This window comes from Lentilactobacillus parabuchneri DSM 5707 = NBRC 107865, from assembly GCF_001435315.1.
GTDB lineage: Bacteria > Bacillota > Bacilli > Lactobacillales > Lactobacillaceae > Lentilactobacillus > Lentilactobacillus parabuchneri.
In genome coordinates, this window is sequence record NZ_AZGK01000001.1 from 338,196 (window position 1) to 359,605 (window position 21,410).

Consider the following 21,410-nt stretch of genomic DNA (forward strand, 5'->3'; position numbering starts at 1 on the left):
AATCAGAAAATCTGATCCAACCTTTTTGTTGTGATTACGAACGTGCACGAAGTGAGGCCCGAATACGAGCAGCCTTACCTTGCAAGTCACGTAAGTAGTAAAGCTTGGCACGACGAACGTGACCTTGTCTTACAACTTCAATTTTTTCTACTCGTGGTGAATGAAGTGGGAAAATACGTTCAACACCAACACCGTTACTTACTTTACGAACAGTGTAGGTTGCTTGAATGCCTGAACCCTTACGTTTGATAACAACGCCTTCAAACAACTGGATACGTTCTCTGGTACCTTCGACAACCTTAACGTGAACCTTCACAGTATCTCCAGCACGGAAATCAGGAATGTCATTACGTAGTTGCTTTTCATTGATGCTTTCGATCAATTGATTTTGTCGCATAAACAAATCTTCCTTTCACTAACATTCATTATCTTGTATGACAGCGGAATGTTGTTTTGCGGCTTGCGCCAAAAATTAGTGTACCACAATTATGACTTGTCTGTAAAGGTGTTTTTCTTGTCAGCTGCATTGGCAGCCTGGCGTTCTTCCTCTTCGATTCGAACATCGGCAAGCAGCTTTTTTTGCGTGCTGGTTAATCTTCGATGGTCGATCAAATCCGGTCGGCGCAAGTAAGTCCGCCTTAGGGCTTCTTTTTGATTCCACAGGGCAATCTTTTTGTGATCCCCGTTCATCAACACCTCAGGAACTTTCATTCCTCTAAACTCAGCTGGACGCGTGTATTGGGGTTCTTCCAACAGACCGGTTGAAAATGATTCCTCGACACTGGATTGGTTGTTGCCCAAAACGCCGGGGATGAGACGCGAAATTGCGTCGATCATCACCATTGCGGGTAATTCGCCACCAGTCAAAATGAAATCGCCCAATGAGTATTCGTCGGTCACAATCGATCGAATCCGTTCATCGTAACCTTCGTAGTGACCACAAATAAATGTCAGATGTTCGTCATGTGATAACAGCTCGGCATCTTGTTGCTTAAATGGTTTTCCGGCCGGATCCATTAAGATCACCTTGCCCTTTGGATAACCAGCAGCCTCAGCCACCTGTTTAGTGTGATCATAGGCGTCTAAAATCGGTTGGGCCTGCAGCAGCATACCCGCACCACCGCCAAATGGGTAATCATCCACGTGACGATGCTTATCTTTGGTGAATGCTCGAAAGTTGGTGACGTTCAGATCAACAATGTGATTTTCAACCGCCTTGCCAATAATTGAATCGTGCATTGGGGCAGTAAACATTTCCGGAAATAAGCTTAAAACATCAATTCTCATTCGTCCAAGCCCTCCGGAACGTCAGCTGTAACGGTTCCTGAATCCAGATTGACGTCAATAATGACAGAATCAATCTTTGGTAATAAAAGATCCTTTTGGTTAGCCCGTTCCACGACCCAAACGTCATTGGCCCCAGGAGACAGGATTTCCTTAATCGTCCCGATTGGATGGCCATCAGTGTCAACGACCGTTAAGCCAATAATCTGATGATAGTAATACTCGCCCGGTTTGAGGTCATCATTGGAAAGACTACTGTCGTCAATCTTTAATTCTGATGGTTTTAAGTATTCAACGTCATTAATGGATGGGTGATCTTTAAAATGCAGGAGTATAAAGCCCTTGTGCTTTCGAACGCCATCAATAACCAACGTGACTAAACCGGACTTATTAGGTAGTTTTGCGTAAACTGTATTGCCAATTTTGAACCGTTTATCAGGAAAATCAGTCGTCGAGATCACCCGAACCTCTCCCTTTAAGCCTTGAGTATTGACAATTTTTCCAACGTTATAATAATCCATCAACTATTTCCTCCAGCTTTATTCATCGTAGTTTTAGAACAAGAAAAAAGGGCCTAAACAAAACAAACGTTTCGCTTAAGAACCCTTATTGCTTCTCATCGTCGACGATCAAACGAGCTTTCTTTTGGCCCTCAATCGGAACACTGTAAACAATTGTTCTGATTGTTTGAATCACGTGGCCATGCTTTCCAATAATTCTACCAATGTCATCTGCGTTCAAACGTAAATGATATTCCATAAAACGATCGGATTCGTTATGCGAAATCTCAATATCCTTAGGATAATCAACTAACGGTGAGATAATCTTATTAATTAAACCATCAATACTTGTCATGATGATAATCACTCACTTACTTTTTTGAGTATTTAGCTTCGTGATATTTCTTCATAATGCCGGCATCTGATAAGATGTTACGAACAGTATCAGATGGTTGGGCACCATTGTTTAACCAGTTCATGATTGATTCTTCTTCAAGAGTCACCTTGGCTGGTTGAGTTAATGGGCTGTAAGTACCAACGTTTTCGATGAAACGGCCGTCACGAGGACTACGTGAATCGGCAACAACGATACGGTAATATGGACGCTTCTTTGAACCCATGCGCTTTAAACGAATCTTAACTGACATGCTTTTACCTCCTGTAATGTTTTAACGATTAATAATATACCAGTAATTTGAATGGTTGTAAAGGTTTTTTTCTTTACACCGTCAAAATGGCTTGGCTATTGATAACTTGTGGTTTCTTTTAAGCAAATAATTGGTGTATTAGTGTTAAATCTTGTCAGAAAATTACTTGCGCTTCCGTTTTTTCTTTAACCGGCGCTTTTTATTTTTCTTCATCTTGCGGCTAAACTGTTTCATCGCCAGCTTGGACATTTTACCGCCCATTCCGGTACTGTTCATCATGTTTTCCATTCCGGACATATTGCCTTTCGACACCTTGTTCATCATGGTCTTCATTTGGCTGAACTGTTTAATCATTCGATTGACTTCTTGAACTGGCCGACCAGACCCTCGGGCAATTCGACGTCGTCTAGACGGATTTAAAACATCTGGATCGGTTCGTTCCTGATCGGTCATTGAATAAACAATTGCTTTGAGATGTTCAATATCTTTGGGATCCATGTTGGCATTTTTGAGGGCTGGATTATTAGCCATCCCAGGAATCATTTTCATGATTTCATCCAGTGGGCCCATTTTCTGAATTTGACTTAGCTGATCAAGAAAATCGTTGAAGTCAAAGGTATTCTCCTTGATTTTTTCCGAAAGTTCCTGAGCTTGTTTTTCGTCATATTCTTGCTGCGTCTTTTCGATAAGTGAAAGCATATCACCCATCCCCAAGATTCGAGAAGCCATTCGGTCAGGATAAAAGACGTCCAAATCGGTCATCTTTTCACCTTGACCAACAAACTTGATTGGCTTGTCGGTCACTGCTCGAATTGAAAGCGCGGCACCACCACGGGTATCGCCATCCAACTTGGTTAAAACCACACCGGTAACGTCCAACGTCTTGTTGAAACCTTCGGCGGTTGCAACGGCATTTTGACCCGTCATGGCATCAATTACCAACAGAATTTCGTCAGGACTGACGGCTTTCTTGATGTCGCTTAATTCGCCCATCAATTTCTCGTCGATCTGAAGACGACCGGCGGTATCAATAATCACGTAGTCGTTGTGGTCTTCTTTGGCTTTTTCAACCCCACGTTTGGCAATTTCAACCGGATCAACATCCGTTCCGAGCTGAAAAACGGGTACGTCAATTTGTTGTCCGACCGTCTGTAATTGGTCAATGGCAGCTGGTCGATACACATCATCGGCAATTAACAGTGGCCGCGCATTTTGTTCATTTTTTAATTTTAATGCTAATTTACCGGCAGTTGTCGTCTTACCAGCACCTTGAAGCCCCGACATCATAATGATTGTTGGGATCTTCTCGGATTTGTTGAGGGGAACGGCTTCTTCCCCCATGGTCTTGGTTAATTCTTCATCGACAATCTTAACGATTTGTTGAGATGGATTTAAGCCTTCCAGCACCTTGGCACCGTTGGCACGTTCTTCCACGGTCTTGACAAAGTTTCTGACGACCTGGAAGTTAACATCGGCCTCGAGTAAAGCCAGACGGATTTCTCGCATGGTTGCCCGCAAATCTGCTTGCGAGACCTTGCCCTTGCCACGTAACGTTTTCATGGCATTTTGTAAACGTTCGGTTAATCCTTCAAAAGCCAATTAATTCACCACTTTCATTGTTCTTCAGTTGTTTCGAGATTGCTGATCATTGAATTCAGCTTTTCGTCTTTAGGATAGTTTTGTTCGACGTATGATTGGATCTGGTCCAACTTGTCATTGCGATCGACAAAGCTGTGGTACAAGTTGAGCTTATCTTCGTATGCTTGGAGGATTTTCTCCGAGCGGCGAATGTTATCGTAAACGGCTTGCCGGCTGACGTTATATTCTTCAGCAATTTCTCCAAGTGAGTAATCGTCAGCATAGTACAGTTCGATATAATTCGCCTGCTTCTTGGTTAACAGCGGTTCATAAAATTCGAACAACGAGTTAATGTAATTATTTTTCTCAAGTTCCATGTCGACGCGCTCCTTTGAGACTCGATACGTAATATAGATTACCGATTTATACAACTTCAGTCAATGTTTATTGTGAGAAGGCTATTCTGAAATCAATCCTTTAAACAGCCCATAGACAAAGTCGTTTGGATCAAACGGCTTTAGATCAGTGACCTTTTCACCCAGGCCGACGTATTTGACTGGCAGATGGAGCTCACTTCTAATTGCCAAAACAATTCCACCACGAGCAGTTCCGTCCAACTTGGTGAGCACAATTCCAGTAACGTCAGTAGCTTCTTTGAACATTTTGGCTTGGGTCATCGCGTTTTGGCCAGTTGTTGCGTCCAACACCAAAAGGACTTCGTGAGGGGCTTCAGGAATTTCACGGGTCAAAATCTTCTTCATCTTGCTTAATTCGTTCATCAAGTTGACCTTATTTTGAAGTCTTCCGGCCGTGTCGACCATCAAGATATCATAGTTCTCATCCCGGGCCTTTTTAACAGCATCAAATACAACCGATGCCGGATCACTCTTGGCCTTTCCTTTAACGATGTCAACACCGTCTCGTTCTGCCCAAACGTTTAGCTGTTCGATGGCCCCCGCTCTGAAAGTATCGGCGGCAGCCAGGACAACTTTTTTACCCTGCTGTTTGTACATATTGGCCATTTTACCAATGGTTGTCGTTTTACCGACGCCGTTGACACCAACAAATAAAATAACGGTTGGGCCGCTTTTGGCCATGTTAATCTCGGCGTTTTCGCCGTTACCGGCCTTATCGTATAAATCAATCAGCTTTTCAACAATCACGTTTTGAACATCTTTGGGTTTCTTGGCGTTTTGAAGCTTAACCTCATCACGTAATTCATCAGCGATTCTCATAGATGTTTCAAAGCCAACGTCTGATTCAATCAGCATATCTTCCAGATCATCAAAAAATGATTCATCGACATGTCGAAAATTAGCCAACAAGGCATTTAATTTGGCGCCAAATGACGAACGGGACTTTTCCAGACCCTTTTCATACTGCCGCGTAGTTGATTCTGGCTTTTCTTCGACAGCATCCGGGACGGATTTGTCCTCAGGCTCAGCGCCCGTGGATTCTTCCGGGGCTTTCTCTGTTAGCGATTCATCCTCAGACTCATGGTTGGCTATCTTTGGTTCAGCCTTTTCAACAGACTGTGGTGCTTGCTTGGAATCATCAGGCGTTTCTGGCTCACTCGGCTGCTGTTGCACGGGTTCTTCAGCTTGTGATTCTTTAGGCTCAGTCGGTTCGGCTGGTGTTTCGGATTGAGTTTGGTCGACATCAGTGGTCGTTGAACCTTGGTCCGCATCTGCTTGCTTTGATGGCTCATCAGTTGTTGACTGATTTTCTTGAGTCGTTGATGCATTGTCTTGATCCTGCTTTGACTCAGCTGGTTCTGCTGTTTTTTTGATTTCTTCTTCATTTTTCTTGGAACGACGTTTAAATATATCAAAAAGACCCAATTAACTCACCTCTGTTTTTAAATTATCCAAATTAACGGTTACGACTTTTGAAACACCAGACTCCTGCATGGTAACCCCATACAGCTGATCGGCGTAAATCATGGTTTCTTTTCGATGGGTAATCACAACGAACTGGGTTTCATCACCAAACCGCTTGAGGTACTTGGCAAATCGGTCGGCGTTAAACGGATCCAGTGCCGCTTCGGCTTCATCCAAAATACAGAATGGTACCGGCCGCACCTTGATGATCGCAAATAACAGCGTGATGGCTGTCAATGCCTTTTCCCCACCTGACAACAGGTTCAAATTACGATAATTCTTGCCAGGCGGCTTAACCATAATTTCAATTCCTGTATTAAGCAGATCATTAGGATCGGTTAAGACCAACTTGGCCTCGCCGCCGCCAAACATGTCGACAAAAACCTGGCCGAACGCACGACCAACCTTGTCAAAGGCATCCTTAAAGCGGCTGGAAATGGTTGAATCCATGTCCTGCATGGTTGCCATTAAATGATCCTTGGCATCCAGAAGATCCTGCTTTTGTTTCATCAAGAAATCATAGCGTTGTGAAACGGCCTTAAACTCCTGAATGGCGCCAACGTTAACCGGACCGATTTCATTAATTCCCGTCCGCAGCATCTTGATTTGTCCGGCAAGTTGTTGTGGATCCCAATTCCAGTCCGGATTATTCAAATCCTGAACTTGAATTTGGTACTGTTCCTGTAAGCTGGCCAGATTGGCATCTAAATTCTGTTGATTCTTAGCCAATTTTTGTTGAGCAGCTTTGAGTTCGTACTTGGCATTGTTTAAATTGATCTGTTCATCTTGAATCGTCTGGTTTAATTGATCCACGGCAGTTGAACCGGCTTCAACCTTGCTTTTAAGTTGTTGAAGCTGCTGATTTAAAGCAGTTTGTTTTTGGCTTGATTGTTTAATTTCGGCGTTTAAGCTGCCGGAATCGACTTGCTTGCTCAGTTCTTCTTGAAGTTGATGTTGTTGCTTCAACAAGCCGGCTTTATCGGTCTGGTGGTTCGAAACTTGTTTGTTGAGGGCAGCTTGGTCGACTTGCAGTTGACGTAATTTTTGCTGCTCAACCACAATTTCTTCATGAAGCGCCTGCTTTTGGGTGGCAAACGTTTCGGCGGATTGTTTCACGTTCGCCAGCTGAACACGTTTTTCGTCAAGCTGGTTGTTGGTCTGCTGCAGTTTTTGTTCAATGTCTGCCTGTTTTTGACTAAGCTGAGATTCATCACTGGTTGACTGCTGTGAAGCAGCATTTTTCATTGCCAGTTCAAGCGTCTTTAATTCACGTTGTTTTGTCGAGACCGCATTCTGCAAACTGTCACATTGACTCTTCAAGCTTTGAACTCGCTGATGAAATTCGAACCGCTTTTGCTGACCACGCTCATGTGAAGCTGATATTTTGGCTAATTCAGCTTTTGCCTGTTTAAGAGCGGTTTCTTTTTCAGCAAGTTTTTGATCCATCTCAGCAGTGGACTTTTCAAGTGATTCTAATTCGTTTTTTTGAACCAAAACTCCTTGATTGTCATTTCGATTGGCACCACCGGTTAATGAACCACCGGCATTGACCACTTGACCGTCCAAAGTCACGACGCGCGTTTTTTGACTAATCTTGCGGCTGATTTGGATCGCATTGTCCAAATTATCGGCAATGATTGTGGTGCCCAACAAAAATTCCTTAATCCGAGTCAAATTCTCAGGCATTTTCACCAGGTCGCTGGCGACACCGATGTATCCGGCTACTTCTTCCGCCAAGCGGACAATCCCGCTATTTAAATGACGACTGCGGATAGTGGAAACCGGCAAAAGGGTCACTCTTCCCAATCGGTTCTTGGTCAGAAATTTGATTGCCGCTGACGCTGCTCGATTATCAGTTGAAATGACGTGTTGAGCCTGGCCGCCCAAGGCAGTTTCGATCGCCTTGACGTAACGGTCATCAATTTCCAGATAGTCAGATACCGGGCCCATAATGCCGGTTAATTCATTCTTGTGTTTCAGTAAATTAGCGACACCACGATAAAAGCCGCGATATGAATCGTGGAGACTTTTCAGTGAGTTGGCCTTGGCTTTTGCCTGTTCGGCCACCTTGAGTGCTGCCAGCCAATTTGCCTGCGAACTGTCAACTTCTTGTTGACGGGTGGTCAATAAGGTCGTCAAATCTGCCAGCTGGCTGTCGATTTCAGCGAGTTGTGCCTGAGTATCCTTGAGGTCAGCCTGCTTTGCAATTAGCTCGTCTTGGGCTTGTTTTAAGTCATGTTCGGCCTTTGAAATTCGCTCACGCTGCGCATTCAGACGTTCCGTAAACTGCTGATCATCGTGGCTTTTCAACGTAATTTGGTTCTTAATGTCGGTTTTTTGCTGCAACAAATCAACGTATTGATTCCGTAAGTCATCAATTTCAGATTCAATTACAGAAACGCTATTTTGTTTTTCTTGTTCGGAAAGATCGGCGAAATGCTTATTTTTATTGTCAATTTTAATTTTGATGCGTTTGCCGGCATCCACGGATTGAGTTAACTTGACCTGATAATCGGCGATTTGTTTATCAGTGAGTTTAATTTGTTCAGAAATCCGTTTCAAATCAGCATTTTTAAAACTCTTTTCCTGATCTGACAGTTGGTGCTGACTTTTCAATGACTGGATTTTTTCAGTCATTGCCAAAATTTCATCGTTTAAATGATCAACTTGGCTTCGATTGTCGGCCAAAGTCGCTTTTAATTTATCGCGTGAATTTTCGTTGGTCGTCACTTGGGCGTAAAGTTTGTTAACCAAATCAGACTTTTCGGAAACCGCCTGTTTAAAGTGGCCGGCATCAGACATAGCCTGTTGAGTGGATAAAATCAACTGTTGTTTTTCCAATTGATCCAGTCGTTTCTTTTGATCCAAGTAGTCTGTGGCCAGGCTGCTTTGTTCTTCAAGTGGTGCCAAACGACCCTTGAGTTCGTGAATGATGTCTTCTACCCGGTTCAGATTATCCGACGTTTCATCGATTTCTTTTTGGGCGGTGGTTTTATGCTGCTTATATTTATAAACGCCGGCGACATTTTCAATAATTGAACGGCGCTCTTCAGGCTTGCTGTTAAAAATCTCTTCAACATTTCCCTGGGAGATGATTGAAAGCGACCCCTGACCAATTCCAGTATCCATAAATAAATCGGTAATGTCTTTTAAACGACACTGCTTTTCGTTTAGATAATAGCCACTGTCGCCATTTCGAAATAATTTTCTGGATAATTTGAGTTCATCAAACGGCGTTTTAATATAGTGATCCGAATTATCAAGAATCAGGGTCACTGAGGCCATGTTTAAAGACCGTCGATCAGCAGCGCCGGAAAAAATAACGTCCGGCATCCGCGATCCACGGAGATTTTTAGCAGATTGTTCCCCCATTACCCAACGAATCGATTCGGCAATATTACTCTTACCACTCCCGTTAGGGCCGACAATTCCGGTCATTCCACCAGGAAACTTAATGGTGGTCTTATCTGCGAAAGATTTAAAACCTACAATTTCAATGGATTTAAGTTGCACATGAATTCTCCAGTCTAAACTAGATTGTCTCCTTCTGTATTAAAGTGGCTCAAGGCTTGTTGCGCGGCCTTTTGTTCAGCACCTTTTTTGGAGTGGCCAATGCCGACGCCATAAAGCTTCCCATCGATAGCCACGTTGACCTTAAACGAACGGTCGTTATCCGGTCCGTATTCATCGACTAGTTCGTAATCAATATCAACCGGGCCGTCTGCTTGAGCCAATTCTTGTAATTCCGTCTTATGGTCAAAAAATTCCGCAAACATCCCTTCGTCGAGCTTTGGGAAAATCACTTTTTGAACGAACCGGGTTACTTCAGCTTGCCCCTGATCTAAATAAAGAGCGCCAACAAATGATTCGAAAATATCACAGAGAAGCGAATCTCGATCCCTGGCGCCGGCTTTTTCTTCGCCCCTGCCCAAGCGAATATAACGGTTAAAATGACACTCTCGAGCAAATGTACTGAAACTCTGTTCGTTAACCATCGCTGCTCTTAACCGAGTTAATCGCCCCTGCGGCATTTTCGGATAGCGTTTAAAGATATAATCGGAAACAATGAGCTGCAAAACCGCATCTCCCAAAAACTCTAAGCGTTCGTAAAACTTCAATCCTTCGCCGCGGTGTTCATTGACGTATGAAGCCTGTGTAAACGCCTCATCAAGTAGATCTTGATCATTCATATGAATGTCAAAATCTTGTTTTAACATTTCATTTAAACCCTTTATCAACCTTATACCTCCAAAATGATGCTTGAATAACAGTAAAAAATTGAAATTATATCAATACTGAAATAATTTCAATTCATCGTGGTGATTACGATTGGTGGGCCATAACGTAATCGACTGCTTCATTAATTGTGTTTAATTTTTCAGCATCTTCATCTGAAATTTCTGCGTTAAACGTGTCTTCAAGGTCCAGGACAAATTCAACAAAATCAATTGAATCTGCGTCCAAATCGTTCTTGAAATTTAAGTCACCGGTAATTTTACTGCGGTCGACATCAAATTCGTCAGCCACAAGGTCGGCTATCTTGTTAAAAATCGCATCTTTATCCATTTGATAAACACCTATTCCATAAAATTAATTTGCTAGTTACCATTATATCAACTATTTAGTGCTTTTGATACTTTCTTTTATCTGCTTCAACGCTTCGGCGTGGTCGCTCACGTATTGGTCAAGATCGGGAATCATGTTTGATGAAATGATCTGGCGAATTTGCCCAATGGTGTTCTTAACCGTATCGGCTTTACTGCTGCCGTGAGTTTTAACAACCGGCGCTTTAACCCCCAGCAAGACTGCCCCGCCGTATTGTGAGTAGTCCATGGAACCGCCAATTTTGTGGAAGGCATCTTTGAGCATTAACGCCCCGAATTTGGCTTTGGCTCCGTCTGACATAATGGTTGATTTGATTAACTTCAGCATTGACAAAGCGGTTCCTTCAATACTCTTGAGAACAGCATTGCCGGTAAAGCCATCGGTCACAACCACGTCGGCGACACCGTTTAAGAGTTCACGAGATTCAACGTTCCCAACAAAGTTTAAATCCTTGTCCGCTGCCAGCAAATCGTGGACCTTGCGGTGATTCATATCACCTTTATCGGCTTCGGTTCCGTTGTTTAACAAGCCAATCCGGGGATTTTCCACCTGGTTGACGTTTTGGGCGTAATACTTACCCATCAAAGCGTACTGATAAATGTTTAAAACTTTGGTGTCCGCATTGGCACCAACGTCGATCATGACAAATTTATCCTGATCCTTTTCAGCGATTACCGGCAGCGTGGTCGTCAAACCCGGTCGGTCAATTCCTTTAATCCGGCCAACGATAAACAAGCCAGCGGCCAGAATGGCACCCGTGTTACCAGCTGAGAAAAATGCATCGGCAGTGCCCTCTTTAACGGCGGTCGCAGCCAAGACAATGCTGGATTGCTTCTTGGTGCGAACGGCCTTTACCGGTTCGTCACCCATTTCGATGACTTCATCGGCTTGCATAATTTGAATGTGATCATCGTTTTTTAAGTACTTTTTGATCTGGTCGGTTTGACCAAACAACTGAAATTCAACGTCTGGATAAGCATCTCGAGCCAGTTCAATTCCTTCAACAACTTCTTTTGGGGCATAATCGCCGCCCATAGCGTCAACTGCAATTTTCATGTTTAACTCCTATTTTTTAATCAGTCGTGATCGTTTGATTATATTTTAAATACTGTGCTAATTGTACATTTTCTGGCTTTTTTTGCCAATTCTTGTGAATCGTGATGCTCTGGGCTTCCTGGTTGGCGACTTGTAAAATGTTCAGGTCACCGACCGGATCGCCGACTTTAAAATCGGGCATCCCTGATTGTTTATTGCCGGTGATATCGCCTTGGCCGCGCAACTCCAAATCTTTTTGGGATAAGAAAAAGCCGTCGGTACTGCTGGCAACTGCCGTCATTCGCTGTTTGCCAATCTCATTTTTCGGGTCGGCAATCAAAATACAGTAGGCCTGAGTCGACCCGCGGCCAACCCGGCCACGAAGCTGATGCAATTGTGCCAGGCCAAAGTGGTCGGCATCAAAAATCAACATCGTGTTGGCATTGGCGACGTCGACGCCGACTTCGATCACCGTGGTTGCCACCATGACTTGAAACTGATTATTTTTAAAGTCCTGCATAGCCTGGTCTTTTTCCTGATCGCTCATTTGACCATGGAGCAGGCCAACGGCATACTGGGGCTCAAAAATGGCTTTAAATCGTTCAAAGATTGCCGTGGCATTTTTCATATCAACGGCTTCGGACTCTTCAATCAAAGGTGTCACCACATAAATCTGATTGCCTAAATCCAGCTGTTTTTTGACAAACCGTAACGCAGAATCGGTCTTAGCCGAGGGAATCCAAGTTGTTTTAATCGGCTTTCTGCCCTGTGGCATCTGATCGATGACGGATACGTCCATGTCGCCGTACATGGTGATCGCTAACGTCCGCGGAATCGGTGTGGCCGTCATTGCCAGCATATTCGTACTGTGGCCCTTTAACCGCAGTGCCTGACGCTGATTGACGCCAAACCGGTGCTGTTCGTCGATAACGGCCAATCCAAGGTCGTGGTAGTCAACTTGGTCTTGAAATAGCGCGTGAGTCCCCACAATCAGGTTCACTTCGCCATCGGCAATCCTAGGGAGCATCGCTTTTCTTGCCAGTCCGGTAGTCGCTCCAGTCAATAACGCAATATTAACGTTGAGACCGGCAAACAACTTGGCAAATGTGTTGGCATGCTGCTCTGCTAAAATTTCGGTAGGAGCCATAATAGCCGCCTGTTTATGGCCACTAATGGCGGCTAAAATTGCCATTGCGGCAACCACGGTCTTGCCACTTCCGACATCACCTTGAAGAAGCCGGTTCATCTCAATGGGTTGGGCCATGTCCGCCAAAATTTCACCAACTACTTTTTGTTGGGAGTCAGTCAACTTGAATTTGAGCTGTTGTGTAAAAGTGTCAAGAAGCTTTGAATCATAAGTAATCTTAGCCTCAGGGTCGGGCTTTCGGTGGGTTTGTTTTAAGAGCTGAACTTTCATTGAGAATAAGAAAAACTCCATAAACTTAGCGGTTCGAAACGCTTTTTTAGCAGCAATTGGCGAGTCTGGAAAATGAATATTTTTAATCGTATCGTGAAACGATTCCAGTCGGTATTTTTCCCTTAATGACTGTGGAATGATGTCCACCAGCTGATCCTCATACGTGTCAAAACCTAATTTTACCAGCTGCTTAATGGTATTTTGCTTGACCTCTTTATTGCTTGGATAAATGGAGTCGTAGGTGTCATTTCGCTCACCGCTTAAAATCTTCATCCCTTGAATTTGATTCCGGGCGCGACTATAGGTTCCAAAAATAATCACCTGGTCGGCTAGTTCAAGTTGCTTTTTCAGCCACGGTTGATTGAAGAAGGTAACGGTATAAATATCATCATTAATTTTTAAATGCAGACTTAACCGGCTTCGTCGACGTCCGAAGAAGGTCACCGTCGGTTCACTGATAATCGTCCCTTTAACGGTGACTTTCTGCCCATCAACAGCGGTTTTAAGATCCTTGAGCGAGAGGTCATCATAACGTCTGGGATAATAGGTCAAAAGGTCATTGATGGTATTAATTCCCAACTTGTTTAAAGCTGTTAATCGTTTTTCGCCGACCCCTTTAAGAACCGCAACTGAATCACTTAAGCTGGCCATGTTATCCCCCCTTTTTTTACTAGAGATAAATAAAAGTTTGGCCACGTTGACCAAACTTTTACCAAGTTGTTTATTCGACAGAAATTAAGAATGGGTAAACCGGTTGGTCACCTTCATGAATTTCAACTTCCAATTCATCATCCAACTTCAAGATACCGTCTTGAACTTTTTCTGCTAGTGCTTGATCGGCGCCATCGCCATAAATAATGGTAATGGCTTCACTGTCTTCGTCGAGCATCTTTTGAACCATTTGAATGGCTGTTTCAACCAGGTCGTCGCCGACAGTTGAAATATCGCCGTCTACGATTCCCATGAATTGATCCTTCTTGATTTCCAAGTTGTTGATCTTGGTGTCCCGAATCGCAGTCGTCACTTGTCCTGATTTAACAGTTGGCAAGTTGTCTTCCATTGCCTTTTGATTGTCTTCAAGTGAGTTTTCAGGATTAAATCCAAGCATTGCCGTAATTCCCTGTGAAATTGTCTTGGAATGGACAATTACTGTCGGGATATCAACAACTTCTGCGGCTTGTTCGGCTGCCAAAAAGATGTTCTTATTATTCGGCAGAACGATGGCTTGCTTAGCATTGGTATTCTTAATGGCATTAACAATATCCTCTGTGCTGGGATTCATTGTTTGACCACCACTCACGATGTAATTGACACCCAAACTTTGGAACAACTCATTCAACCCTTTACCAGATGAAACGGAAATAATAGCTGTATCTGACACTGGTTGCTGGGTACTGATACTTTCAGCTCTTTGGATTGGTGAATCATCCTGATCAGGGGTTTCATCATCATTTTCGATGATTGTTTCTTGTTGAAGTCGCATGTTATCGACCTTAACGGTTGCCAAATCACCAAACTCCTGCCCCCAAGCGAGGACTTTTCCAGGATGTTCGGTGTGGACGTGAACCTTCACGATATCGTCGTCGTTAATGACCAGAAGTGAATCACCGAGCTTGGCGAGGTAGTCGTAAAAAGTCTGATAATCAAATTGATGATCGACTTCTCTGCCTTTCCCAATTCGAACCATGATTTGGGTACAGTAACCATAAACAATATCTTCAGGATTTAATTTACTTTGTACACTTTGATCGGCCACTTTAATCATCTGATTCATCTCGGCATCATTTGGCTGATAGTCTCCGGATTCGGATTCGTCTCGGCCGTTTAAAACATCATCGAATGCTTCCAGTACAAAAACAAGTCCCTGACCGCCTGAATCGACGACGCCAACTTGTTTTAAAACCGGCAGTAAGTCAGGGGTCTTTTCTAGAGCGCTTTTGGACGCCTCATAAATGGCGTCCATGACGGCGACCACATCATTGGTCGTCGCCGCTGTCTTTTTACCAGCGGAAGCAGCCATTCGAACCACGGTTAAGATGGTTCCTTCAGTTGGCTTCATAACAGATTTATAAGCAATCTCCGTCCCGGCAATAAAGGCATCGGAAATGTCTTGTGCACTCAGGGTTTGTTTGCCTTCTGTAGACTTGGAGAAGCCACGGAAGATTTGTGATAGAATAACACCGGAATTTCCCCGGGCCCCCATCAATAATCCCTTTGCAAGCGCGCCGGAGAGGTCGCCAACCTTCTGGCTGGTATCTTTGTTCACGTACTTGTATCCACTGGCCATAGAGAGGCTCATATTGGTTCCGGTATCACCGTCAGGAACCGGGAACACGTTGAGTGAATTGATAAAATCAGCATTTTTATTTAATTTAGTTGCGGCTGCTTGAACCATTGCCGTAAATTCGGTGTTGGTAATTTCTGTAACTTTCAACTACTTGTCCTCCTTGGTCACTCAGTAATCAGTCGTTCATTACCTGAACGCCTTGAATGATTACATTGACCGAATTTGCAGATACGCCAAGCATACTTTGCAGGTTATACTTAACCTTTGCTTGAACATTTTTTGAAACTTCGGAAATCTTATTCCCGTAGGCAACGATAATATACACATTCACTTCAATTTCATTGTCGTGTTGTTTCACAACGACGCCTTTAAAGTAGTTCTCACGATTTAAAATGGTATTGACGTTGTCTCTAAGTTGGTTGCGACTCGCCATGCCAACTACTCCGTAATTATCGGTCGCAGCACCGCCAACAACATTTGCGATCACGTTGTTGTCGATATCAACTGTTCCAAATCTTGTTTTGATTTTGACGGCCATCTGTAGCAGCCTCCTTAATTTTCTATTTACCTATTAACGATAGTTAATATTACCACAATAACACCAAAAACCAAAGTAATCTCGTCAGTGTTTGAAGAGCTGTCAAGTATAATTACTTGAAAGAAAAGTATTGCAATATCAATGTATCTATGATAAATTATTCTAGTGTAATGAAACAGACATTTAACACTAAAATCGAAGAGAAGGGAGATTTGTTACCCATGGCAAAGGATTTTATTAATGGTAAGCGTACCCACTTTGGTAACAAACGTTCACACGCTTTAAACTCAAGTCGTCGCAGCTGGAAGCCAAATTTGCAAAAAGTTCGGATTCTTGTTGATGGCAAGCCTAAGAAGGTTTGGATTTCTGCTCGGACCCTTAAATCAGGTAAAGTAACCCGTGTATAGCAATAACTTGGATCGATGATGATCGATCTTTTTTATTACAATGAAAAAGGATTGAGTCAACCTCACATTTCCGTGAGAATGACTCAATCCTTTTTTGACTGACCAACAACGAGCTGGTGCAGCCAAATAATGTCACAAATTTGATTTTCAGTATTAATTAAACCGGTTAATATCCTTACTTTGAATCACACACATGACCCCACTGCCAAATTGAAACTTGGCAGTTTCGCCGACAAATTCATTGCTGGCAAGCGACATCGGGTGTTTGACCTGGTAATCATCCAAACGATACTTTTCATCGTATAGCGTTAGGTGATCCATCGGTGTCAATGCCACAAACGCCAAATATTTTTTATCGGCTTCTTTTTGAATCTGGTAGTCTCCGGGTAGAAAAAAGGTCAGGGTATTTTGCTTGTCAATCATGCGAATTTTTGGTGCATAAGGTTTAAACCGTGGCTCCAGGACCATCCACAGATTCGCCAGAAAATGATCCAAGCGGCCACCAGTGGCACCATAAATATCCAAACGATCCGCGTGATATTCCTGCAAGGCAACCTTTAATCCCAATTGCGTGTCAGTGTCATCTTTTTCAGGAATTGACTGGCGGATATCTGAGATGTGGTCGCGAACCAACTGCAATTCTTCAGGTTTCAAAGAATCAAAGTCACCAATCGCTACCAAGGGATCAATCCCCTTTTCAATTAAATGGAGATTTCCTCTATCGATCCCAATCCAGTCGCCGCTAACCTGTCCGTTTTTCAATTCATCAGGCCAGAGGTCAATCGGACCGCCGACCAATAGATTTAATCGTTTCATTTATTTTGTAGCATCCTTTATCGCGTTGATTCGACTAACCGGGTCATCAGCATCAAATACATAGGATCCGGCAACTGCAACCGTTGCACCGGCTTGATAAGCACCAACAACAGTGTGATCGTTGACGCCACCATCAATTTCAATGTCGAAGTTCAAGCCCTCTGATTTTTTAATTTCATTTAATTCGGCAATCTTTTTAACGGTTTCCGGCAGGAACTTTTGACCGCCGAATCCAGGGTTAACCGTCATCACTAAGACTTGATCCACCATATACAAGACCGGCTTAATGGCTGAAACAGGGGTTCCTGGGTTGATGACAACTTCTGCCTTAACGCCCTTGTTCTTAATCATCTGTAAAGCGCGGTGAATATGTGGCGTCGCTTCAGTGTGAACGCCGATAATATCAGCGCCGGCATCAGCGAATTGGTCCACGAAGCGTTCTGGTGATTGAACCATCATGTGAACGTCAAGGACCATATCGGTGATTGGGCGAATGGCTTTGACCCAGCCGGGGCCATAGGAAAGAGCGGGTACAAATTGACCATCCATAATGTCAATATGCAGCACTTCTGCGCCACCCTTATCGACCATTTCAACATCTTTTTGCAAATTGACATAATCAGCACTCAAAATTGAAGGTGCAACTTTAATCATAATTAACTTCCTCACTTTTTATAATTTGGTTTCCGATTTTTAATATCGGTGTACAGTTGCAAATAATTTTCATATCTGCTCGACATGATGTCTCCGGCAGCGACTTGTCGCTTCACCTCACAGTCGGGTTCGTTGACGTGGACGCATCCCCTAAAGCGACATTTAACAGATGCCCGCTTAAATTCAGGGAAATAGTTCGCCAGTTCCCGGTAATCGATTTCCAACGTATCATACGATGAAAATCCCGGTGTGTCCGCAATAAAGCCGTCATTGACACGTAGAAGGGCCACTTTTCGAGTCGTATGTTTGCCCCGATTCAAAGCGGTGGAGATCTCGCCCGTTGCCAAATTTAAATCCGGAGCGAGGTGATTGAGCAACGTCGATTTGCCGGCACCGGTCTGTCCCATTATCACATTTTCTTTTCCTGAAAACAATTGGCGTAAATGATCCAATGAATTTTCATCAAATGCCTGATCCGGCAAAATAACCTGATAAGGAATCTTGGCGTAATCAGCCGCTAACGCTTTAAAGTAGTCCAACTGCTTGTCGTCCAATAAGTCTGTTTTGGTGAAATAAATAATTGGCTTGATCTTGCCAATTTCCAGGGCAATTAACTGCCGATCCAATAGGTTACTGGAAAACTCTGGTTGTGTCGTGGCAGTTGCGACAATCGCCTGATCGATATTGGCAATCGGCGGTCTGACCAACGCGTTTTTTCTGGGAAGCATTTTGAGAATGTATCCCTTGTCGTCATCTTCGACTTGAAATTCAACGTCGTCGCCGACCAGTGGTGTAATCTTGCGTTTGCGAAAATTACCCCGGGCCCGCGTTCGATAAATCTTTCCTTCCGAATGGACATCATAAAAGCCGCTTAATGACTGAAAAATTTTTCCTTGTTTCAACTGATCACCTCGATAAAAAAATCACTTCCCTTTTATTATAAGAGAAGTGACTTTAATTTGCAGTAATTTATTAATGTGAATCGTAAGTGACATTATTATCGCGCATAATCGTTTTTCCGTCACGAACGACCTTATACTTACCGACCTCTTTACTTGTCAGCTTAAATGGCAAGGTGACTGCCGTATCCTTGGTAATCACCATTTGCTTGTAGACGTTCGATAAGCTGTGATCATGGTCCTTAAGATAAATCAGCACCACGTTTTCATTGGAACCGGACTGATCATCTTGTGAGTCGTCACTTGCTTCGCCGCTTGGATCCAATGACGATGCTGAGCTGGCACTAGCGGATTCGGCCTGTAGATAAGGAATCGTAATTCGAACGTTAAAGCTCTTCAGCTGATCTGAATCATCTTTCTTTGGTCCACGAGAGATCCACACGGCCACGTTACCGCCCTGCTGGATAGATTGATTGGCATTTGGTGATTGCCGAACGACGCGCCCTTTTGGCTGATCATCAGAGTAGACGTAGTCAAAAGTTGGATTAATTTCAACTTTATTCGAGTATGAAACGACCTGCGCCTTAGTCATCCCGGTTAAATCCTTGAGGGTAATTTGTTTAATACCAGTAGAGACCACGAAAGTCAACGTTTGCTTAGCTGGATTCAGTCGTGCGCCGGATTGAAAATCCTGTTGGAGAATCTTGCTGGGTTTAAATGAACTTGAAGGCGCGTTTCGTTTCCGCACTTTAAAGCCTTCATCTTCAAGCTTTTGTTTGACCGCATCGTAGTTTTGACCCACATAGTTGTCAACCTTGACTTTTCTTGGCCCAGAGCTGACCACTAAGTTGACTTTGGTGCCCTTTTTGACCTTGGTTTCTTCTTTGGGTGAGGAACTAATGACTCTGTGGCGGTCAATTTTATCACTGCTTTCATATTTGACGCTGCCGACTGTTAGGTCGGCGTCCTGGATTTTAGCCTCGGCCTCAGATTCCAAGGTTCCAGAAATAACCGGAACGGTGGTTTTCCCGGTGGCTGAAGCAACCAGCACAATTGCCAAAATCAGCACCAATAGCCCGGCGATACCGCCAATAATGAACCATTTTCGACGGCGGCGTTTTTTATCAGGTTTTTTGCCTTTTTTAGTCTGACCAGCCGGTGTTTCGCGCTTTTGGGCATCGGCACTGGCTGTTTGACCCTGATCCGTTAAGGGGGTAAATGGCATCACCCGAGTTTTCTCATCCACCCCGGTGTTCTGGGACGGAACAGTGAACTTGGCTTCATTGGCCCGTGATTTATCCAACGACGTATTTAAGTCGGCTGCTAATTCATTGACGGATTGATAACGGTCATTCGGATTCTTGGCAGTTGCTTTTAAGATCACGTTTTCCATGGCTTGAGGAATTCGCGGATCGAAATCTCTAACGGATGGCATCGGAGTTTGGGAATGCTTGATTGCAATCGAAACGGCGGTGTCGCCGTTGAAGGGAACTTTACCGGTCAAAATTTCGTAAAGGATGATTCCTAACGAATAGATATCCGAGCGGGCAGTCGCCATCTCGCCTTTGATTTGTTCGGGAGACAGGTAGTGAATCGAGCCGATAATCGAACGCGTCTGGGTCATCGTGTCCTCGGATCCGGCCCGGGAAATCCCAAAATCGGTAATCTTGATATACCCATTTTTATCAACCAGGATATTTTGTGGCTTCAGATCCCGGTGAATAATATTATGACGGTGCGCTTCACTGACGGCCGAACAAATTTGCTCCATAATATTGACAACTTCTGCATACGGAATGGGAAAGTTGTCCTTGATGTATTTTTTGAGATCCTCGCCATCAACGTATTCCATGACCAGATACTGCATCCCCTCGACCTCATCAACATCATAAATGCCGACGATGTGGGGATTATCCAGCTGTGTTGCCGCCATGGCTTCATGTTGGAAGCGTTTCTTTGCTTTAGGATTATCTCGAAAATCCAACCGCAATAATTTAACGGCAACCTTCCGCTTTAAAATAAGGTCTTCAGCCAAATAGACGTCAGCCATTCCACCTTCGCCCAAGCGGCCGATAATTTCATAACGACCATTTAACACATAGCCTTTATTCATCGGCGACCACCTCCGAATCGTAACGGGCAATTAAAATGGTGATATTGTCCAAGCCACCGTTTTCATTGGCCAAATCAATCAGCATATCACATTTGGACTGCAGTTCTTCATCCATGGCCAACACTTTTTCGATATCGGCATCGTCAACCATATTGGTCAGCCCGTCGGTACACAGCATAATCTGATCACCCGGCTTGGCGGTGTATGGCCTAAAATCGGCTGCTGAATCATTATTGATTCCGAGACTTTTAGTAATAATATTTTTGTAAGGATTGGTTTTGGCTTGATCAGGCGTGATGTCGCCATGTTTGACTAACTCATTGACGTAGGAATGATCTTCGGTAATTTGGATAAACTGCCCATCCGAATACACGTAGCCGCGGCTGTCTCCGATATTGGCAATCAAACTTTGCTTACCGTCGATTAAGGCCGCCACAATTGTCGTGCCCATGCCGTGCAGCCGCGTATCTGTGTTTGATTCGTCAATGATGGCTGAATTTTCCTTGGCAAGTTGATTTTCAAACCAGGTTTCAATTTTATCCAGGCTCGAAATCTCAGTTTGTTCAAAGCTTTCTCCCATATGACTGACAACCATTTGAGAAGCCACTTCACCAGCATTATTGCCGCCAATACCATCAGTAATTAAGGCGAGAATCAAGCCGTTTTTATTTTTAAATGCGCCGACGGCATCTTCGTTTTTGTCACGAACTTTGCCGGTCGAGGACTGATAAGCAATTTGCAAGTTAATCA

At 43.8% G+C, this 21,410-nt stretch carries 21 protein-coding genes; 1 reads left to right on the plus strand and 20 read right to left on the minus strand.

Features of this window, described 5'->3' with window-relative positions; genetic code table 11:
* Window positions 1-34: 34 nt before the first annotated feature.
* The 15 genes from rplS to FC51_RS01790 form a co-directional block, all read right to left on the minus strand.
* Window positions 35-397 (minus strand): 50S ribosomal protein L19, encoded by a 363-nt coding sequence (rplS, locus tag FC51_RS01720; protein ID WP_057909109.1) that lies wholly within the window; start codon window positions 395-397, stop codon window positions 35-37.
* A gap of 89 nt (window positions 398-486) precedes the next feature.
* The gene (gene trmD / locus FC51_RS01725; RefSeq protein WP_057909108.1) at window positions 487-1,287 is read right to left on the minus strand and encodes a tRNA (guanosine(37)-N1)-methyltransferase TrmD; all 801 of its coding nucleotides are present in this window, start codon (window positions 1,285-1,287) and stop codon (window positions 487-489) included.
* Window positions 1,284-1,805, minus strand: a complete 522-nt coding sequence (gene rimM / locus FC51_RS01730) for a ribosome maturation factor RimM (protein ID WP_057909107.1) — start codon at window positions 1,803-1,805, stop codon at window positions 1,284-1,286. The genes trmD and rimM overlap by 4 nt, the downstream gene beginning before the upstream one ends.
* Before the next feature lie 85 nt (window positions 1,806-1,890).
* Window positions 1,891-2,139 (minus strand): KH domain-containing protein, encoded by a 249-nt coding sequence (locus tag FC51_RS01735; protein ID WP_057909106.1) that lies wholly within the window; start codon window positions 2,137-2,139, stop codon window positions 1,891-1,893.
* Between the two features lie 16 nt (window positions 2,140-2,155).
* Window positions 2,156-2,431 (minus strand): 30S ribosomal protein S16, encoded by a 276-nt coding sequence (gene rpsP, locus FC51_RS01740; protein ID WP_057909105.1) that lies wholly within the window; start codon window positions 2,429-2,431, stop codon window positions 2,156-2,158.
* Between the two features lie 162 nt (window positions 2,432-2,593).
* Complete coding sequence (gene ffh / locus FC51_RS01745; RefSeq protein WP_057909104.1) at window positions 2,594-4,030, minus strand: signal recognition particle protein; 1,437 nt, start codon at window positions 4,028-4,030, stop codon at window positions 2,594-2,596.
* Window positions 4,031-4,044: 14 nt separating this feature from the next.
* Window positions 4,045-4,386, minus strand: coding sequence for a putative DNA-binding protein (locus FC51_RS01750; protein ID WP_057909103.1), 342 nt, complete (start codon window positions 4,384-4,386; stop codon window positions 4,045-4,047).
* An 81-nt stretch (window positions 4,387-4,467) separates the two neighbouring features.
* Window positions 4,468-5,850, minus strand: a complete 1,383-nt coding sequence (gene ftsY, locus FC51_RS01755; RefSeq protein WP_057909102.1) for a signal recognition particle-docking protein FtsY — start codon at window positions 5,848-5,850, stop codon at window positions 4,468-4,470.
* Window positions 5,851-9,402: a chromosome segregation protein SMC gene (gene smc / locus FC51_RS01760; RefSeq protein ID WP_057909101.1), complete on the minus strand. Its 3,552-nt coding sequence runs from the start codon at window positions 9,400-9,402 to the stop codon at window positions 5,851-5,853.
* A 14-nt stretch (window positions 9,403-9,416) separates the two neighbouring features.
* Window positions 9,417-10,127 carry a ribonuclease III gene (gene rnc, locus FC51_RS01765; protein WP_057909100.1) on the minus strand — a complete coding sequence of 237 codons (711 nt, stop codon included), beginning with the start codon at window positions 10,125-10,127 and terminating at the stop codon, window positions 9,417-9,419.
* Between the two features lie 85 nt (window positions 10,128-10,212).
* Window positions 10,213-10,455: an acyl carrier protein gene (gene acpP, locus FC51_RS01770; protein ID WP_057909099.1), complete on the minus strand. Its 243-nt coding sequence runs from the start codon at window positions 10,453-10,455 to the stop codon at window positions 10,213-10,215.
* 51 nt (window positions 10,456-10,506) lie between these two features.
* Window positions 10,507-11,550 carry a phosphate acyltransferase PlsX gene (gene plsX / locus FC51_RS01775; RefSeq protein ID WP_057909098.1) on the minus strand — a complete coding sequence of 348 codons (1,044 nt, stop codon included), beginning with the start codon at window positions 11,548-11,550 and terminating at the stop codon, window positions 10,507-10,509.
* 16 nt (window positions 11,551-11,566) lie between these two features.
* A complete protein-coding gene (gene recG, locus FC51_RS01780; RefSeq protein WP_057909097.1) occupies window positions 11,567-13,597 on the minus strand; it encodes an ATP-dependent DNA helicase RecG in 2,031 nt (676 codons plus the stop codon).
* 70 nt (window positions 13,598-13,667) lie between these two features.
* The gene (locus FC51_RS01785; protein WP_057909096.1) at window positions 13,668-15,380 is read right to left on the minus strand and encodes a DAK2 domain-containing protein; all 1,713 of its coding nucleotides are present in this window, start codon (window positions 15,378-15,380) and stop codon (window positions 13,668-13,670) included.
* 28 nt (window positions 15,381-15,408) lie between these two features.
* A complete protein-coding gene (locus FC51_RS01790; protein ID WP_013727939.1) occupies window positions 15,409-15,771 on the minus strand; it encodes an Asp23/Gls24 family envelope stress response protein in 363 nt (120 codons plus the stop codon).
* Between the two features lie 221 nt (window positions 15,772-15,992).
* Here FC51_RS01790 and rpmB point away from each other — a divergent pair, with 221 nt between their 5' ends.
* Window positions 15,993-16,178 carry a 50S ribosomal protein L28 gene (rpmB, locus tag FC51_RS01795; RefSeq protein WP_008856832.1) on the plus strand — a complete coding sequence of 62 codons (186 nt, stop codon included), beginning with the start codon at window positions 15,993-15,995 and terminating at the stop codon, window positions 16,176-16,178.
* Between the two features lie 153 nt (window positions 16,179-16,331).
* Here the strand turns inward: rpmB and FC51_RS01800 are convergent, their stop codons facing one another.
* From FC51_RS01800 to FC51_RS01820, 5 genes are all read right to left on the minus strand, one after another.
* Window positions 16,332-16,994 carry a thiamine diphosphokinase gene (locus FC51_RS01800; RefSeq protein WP_057909095.1) on the minus strand — a complete coding sequence of 221 codons (663 nt, stop codon included), beginning with the start codon at window positions 16,992-16,994 and terminating at the stop codon, window positions 16,332-16,334.
* Window positions 16,995-17,648: a ribulose-phosphate 3-epimerase gene (rpe, locus tag FC51_RS01805; protein ID WP_057909094.1), complete on the minus strand. Its 654-nt coding sequence runs from the start codon at window positions 17,646-17,648 to the stop codon at window positions 16,995-16,997. It lies immediately after the preceding gene.
* A gap of 11 nt (window positions 17,649-17,659) precedes the next feature.
* Window positions 17,660-18,550: a ribosome small subunit-dependent GTPase A gene (gene rsgA, locus FC51_RS01810; protein ID WP_057909093.1), complete on the minus strand. Its 891-nt coding sequence runs from the start codon at window positions 18,548-18,550 to the stop codon at window positions 17,660-17,662.
* 70 nt (window positions 18,551-18,620) lie between these two features.
* Window positions 18,621-20,660 carry a Stk1 family PASTA domain-containing Ser/Thr kinase gene (gene pknB / locus FC51_RS01815; RefSeq protein WP_057909092.1) on the minus strand — a complete coding sequence of 680 codons (2,040 nt, stop codon included), beginning with the start codon at window positions 20,658-20,660 and terminating at the stop codon, window positions 18,621-18,623.
* Window positions 20,653-21,402 (minus strand): Stp1/IreP family PP2C-type Ser/Thr phosphatase, encoded by a 750-nt coding sequence (locus FC51_RS01820; RefSeq protein ID WP_057909091.1) that lies wholly within the window; start codon window positions 21,400-21,402, stop codon window positions 20,653-20,655. Before FC51_RS01820 ends, pknB begins: the two co-directional genes overlap by 8 nt.
* Between the last annotated feature and the right edge of the window lie 8 nt (window positions 21,403-21,410).

Excerpts from the sequence above, each read along its gene's own strand:
- rplS (WP_057909109.1), bottom strand. The coding sequence starts at position 397 with ATGCGACAAAATCAATTGATCGAAAGCATCAATGAAAAGCAACTACGT.
- trmD (WP_057909108.1), bottom strand. The coding sequence starts at position 1,287 with ATGAGAATTGATGTTTTAAGCTTATTTCCGGAAATGTTTACTGCCCCA.
- rimM (WP_057909107.1), bottom strand. The coding sequence starts at position 1,805 with ATGGATTATTATAACGTTGGAAAAATTGTCAATACTCAAGGCTTAAAG.
- FC51_RS01735 (WP_057909106.1), bottom strand. The coding sequence starts at position 2,139 with ATGACAAGTATTGATGGTTTAATTAATAAGATTATCTCACCGTTAGTT.
- rpsP (WP_057909105.1), bottom strand. The coding sequence starts at position 2,431 with ATGTCAGTTAAGATTCGTTTAAAGCGCATGGGTTCAAAGAAGCGTCCA.
- FC51_RS01750 (WP_057909103.1), bottom strand. The coding sequence starts at position 4,386 with ATGGAACTTGAGAAAAATAATTACATTAACTCGTTGTTCGAATTTTAT.
- acpP (WP_057909099.1), bottom strand. The coding sequence starts at position 10,455 with ATGGATAAAGATGCGATTTTTAACAAGATAGCCGACCTTGTGGCTGAC.
- plsX (WP_057909098.1), bottom strand. The coding sequence starts at position 11,550 with ATGAAAATTGCAGTTGACGCTATGGGCGGCGATTATGCCCCAAAAGAA.
- recG (WP_057909097.1), bottom strand. The coding sequence starts at position 13,597 with ATGGCCAGCTTAAGTGATTCAGTTGCGGTTCTTAAAGGGGTCGGCGAA.
- FC51_RS01790 (WP_013727939.1), bottom strand. The coding sequence starts at position 15,771 with ATGGCCGTCAAAATCAAAACAAGATTTGGAACAGTTGATATCGACAAC.
- rpmB (WP_008856832.1), top strand. The coding sequence starts at position 15,993 with ATGGCAAAGGATTTTATTAATGGTAAGCGTACCCACTTTGGTAACAAA.
- FC51_RS01800 (WP_057909095.1), bottom strand. The coding sequence starts at position 16,994 with ATGAAACGATTAAATCTATTGGTCGGCGGTCCGATTGACCTCTGGCCT.
- rpe (WP_057909094.1), bottom strand. The coding sequence starts at position 17,648 with ATGATTAAAGTTGCACCTTCAATTTTGAGTGCTGATTATGTCAATTTG.
- pknB (WP_057909092.1), bottom strand. The coding sequence starts at position 20,660 with ATGAATAAAGGCTATGTGTTAAATGGTCGTTATGAAATTATCGGCCGC.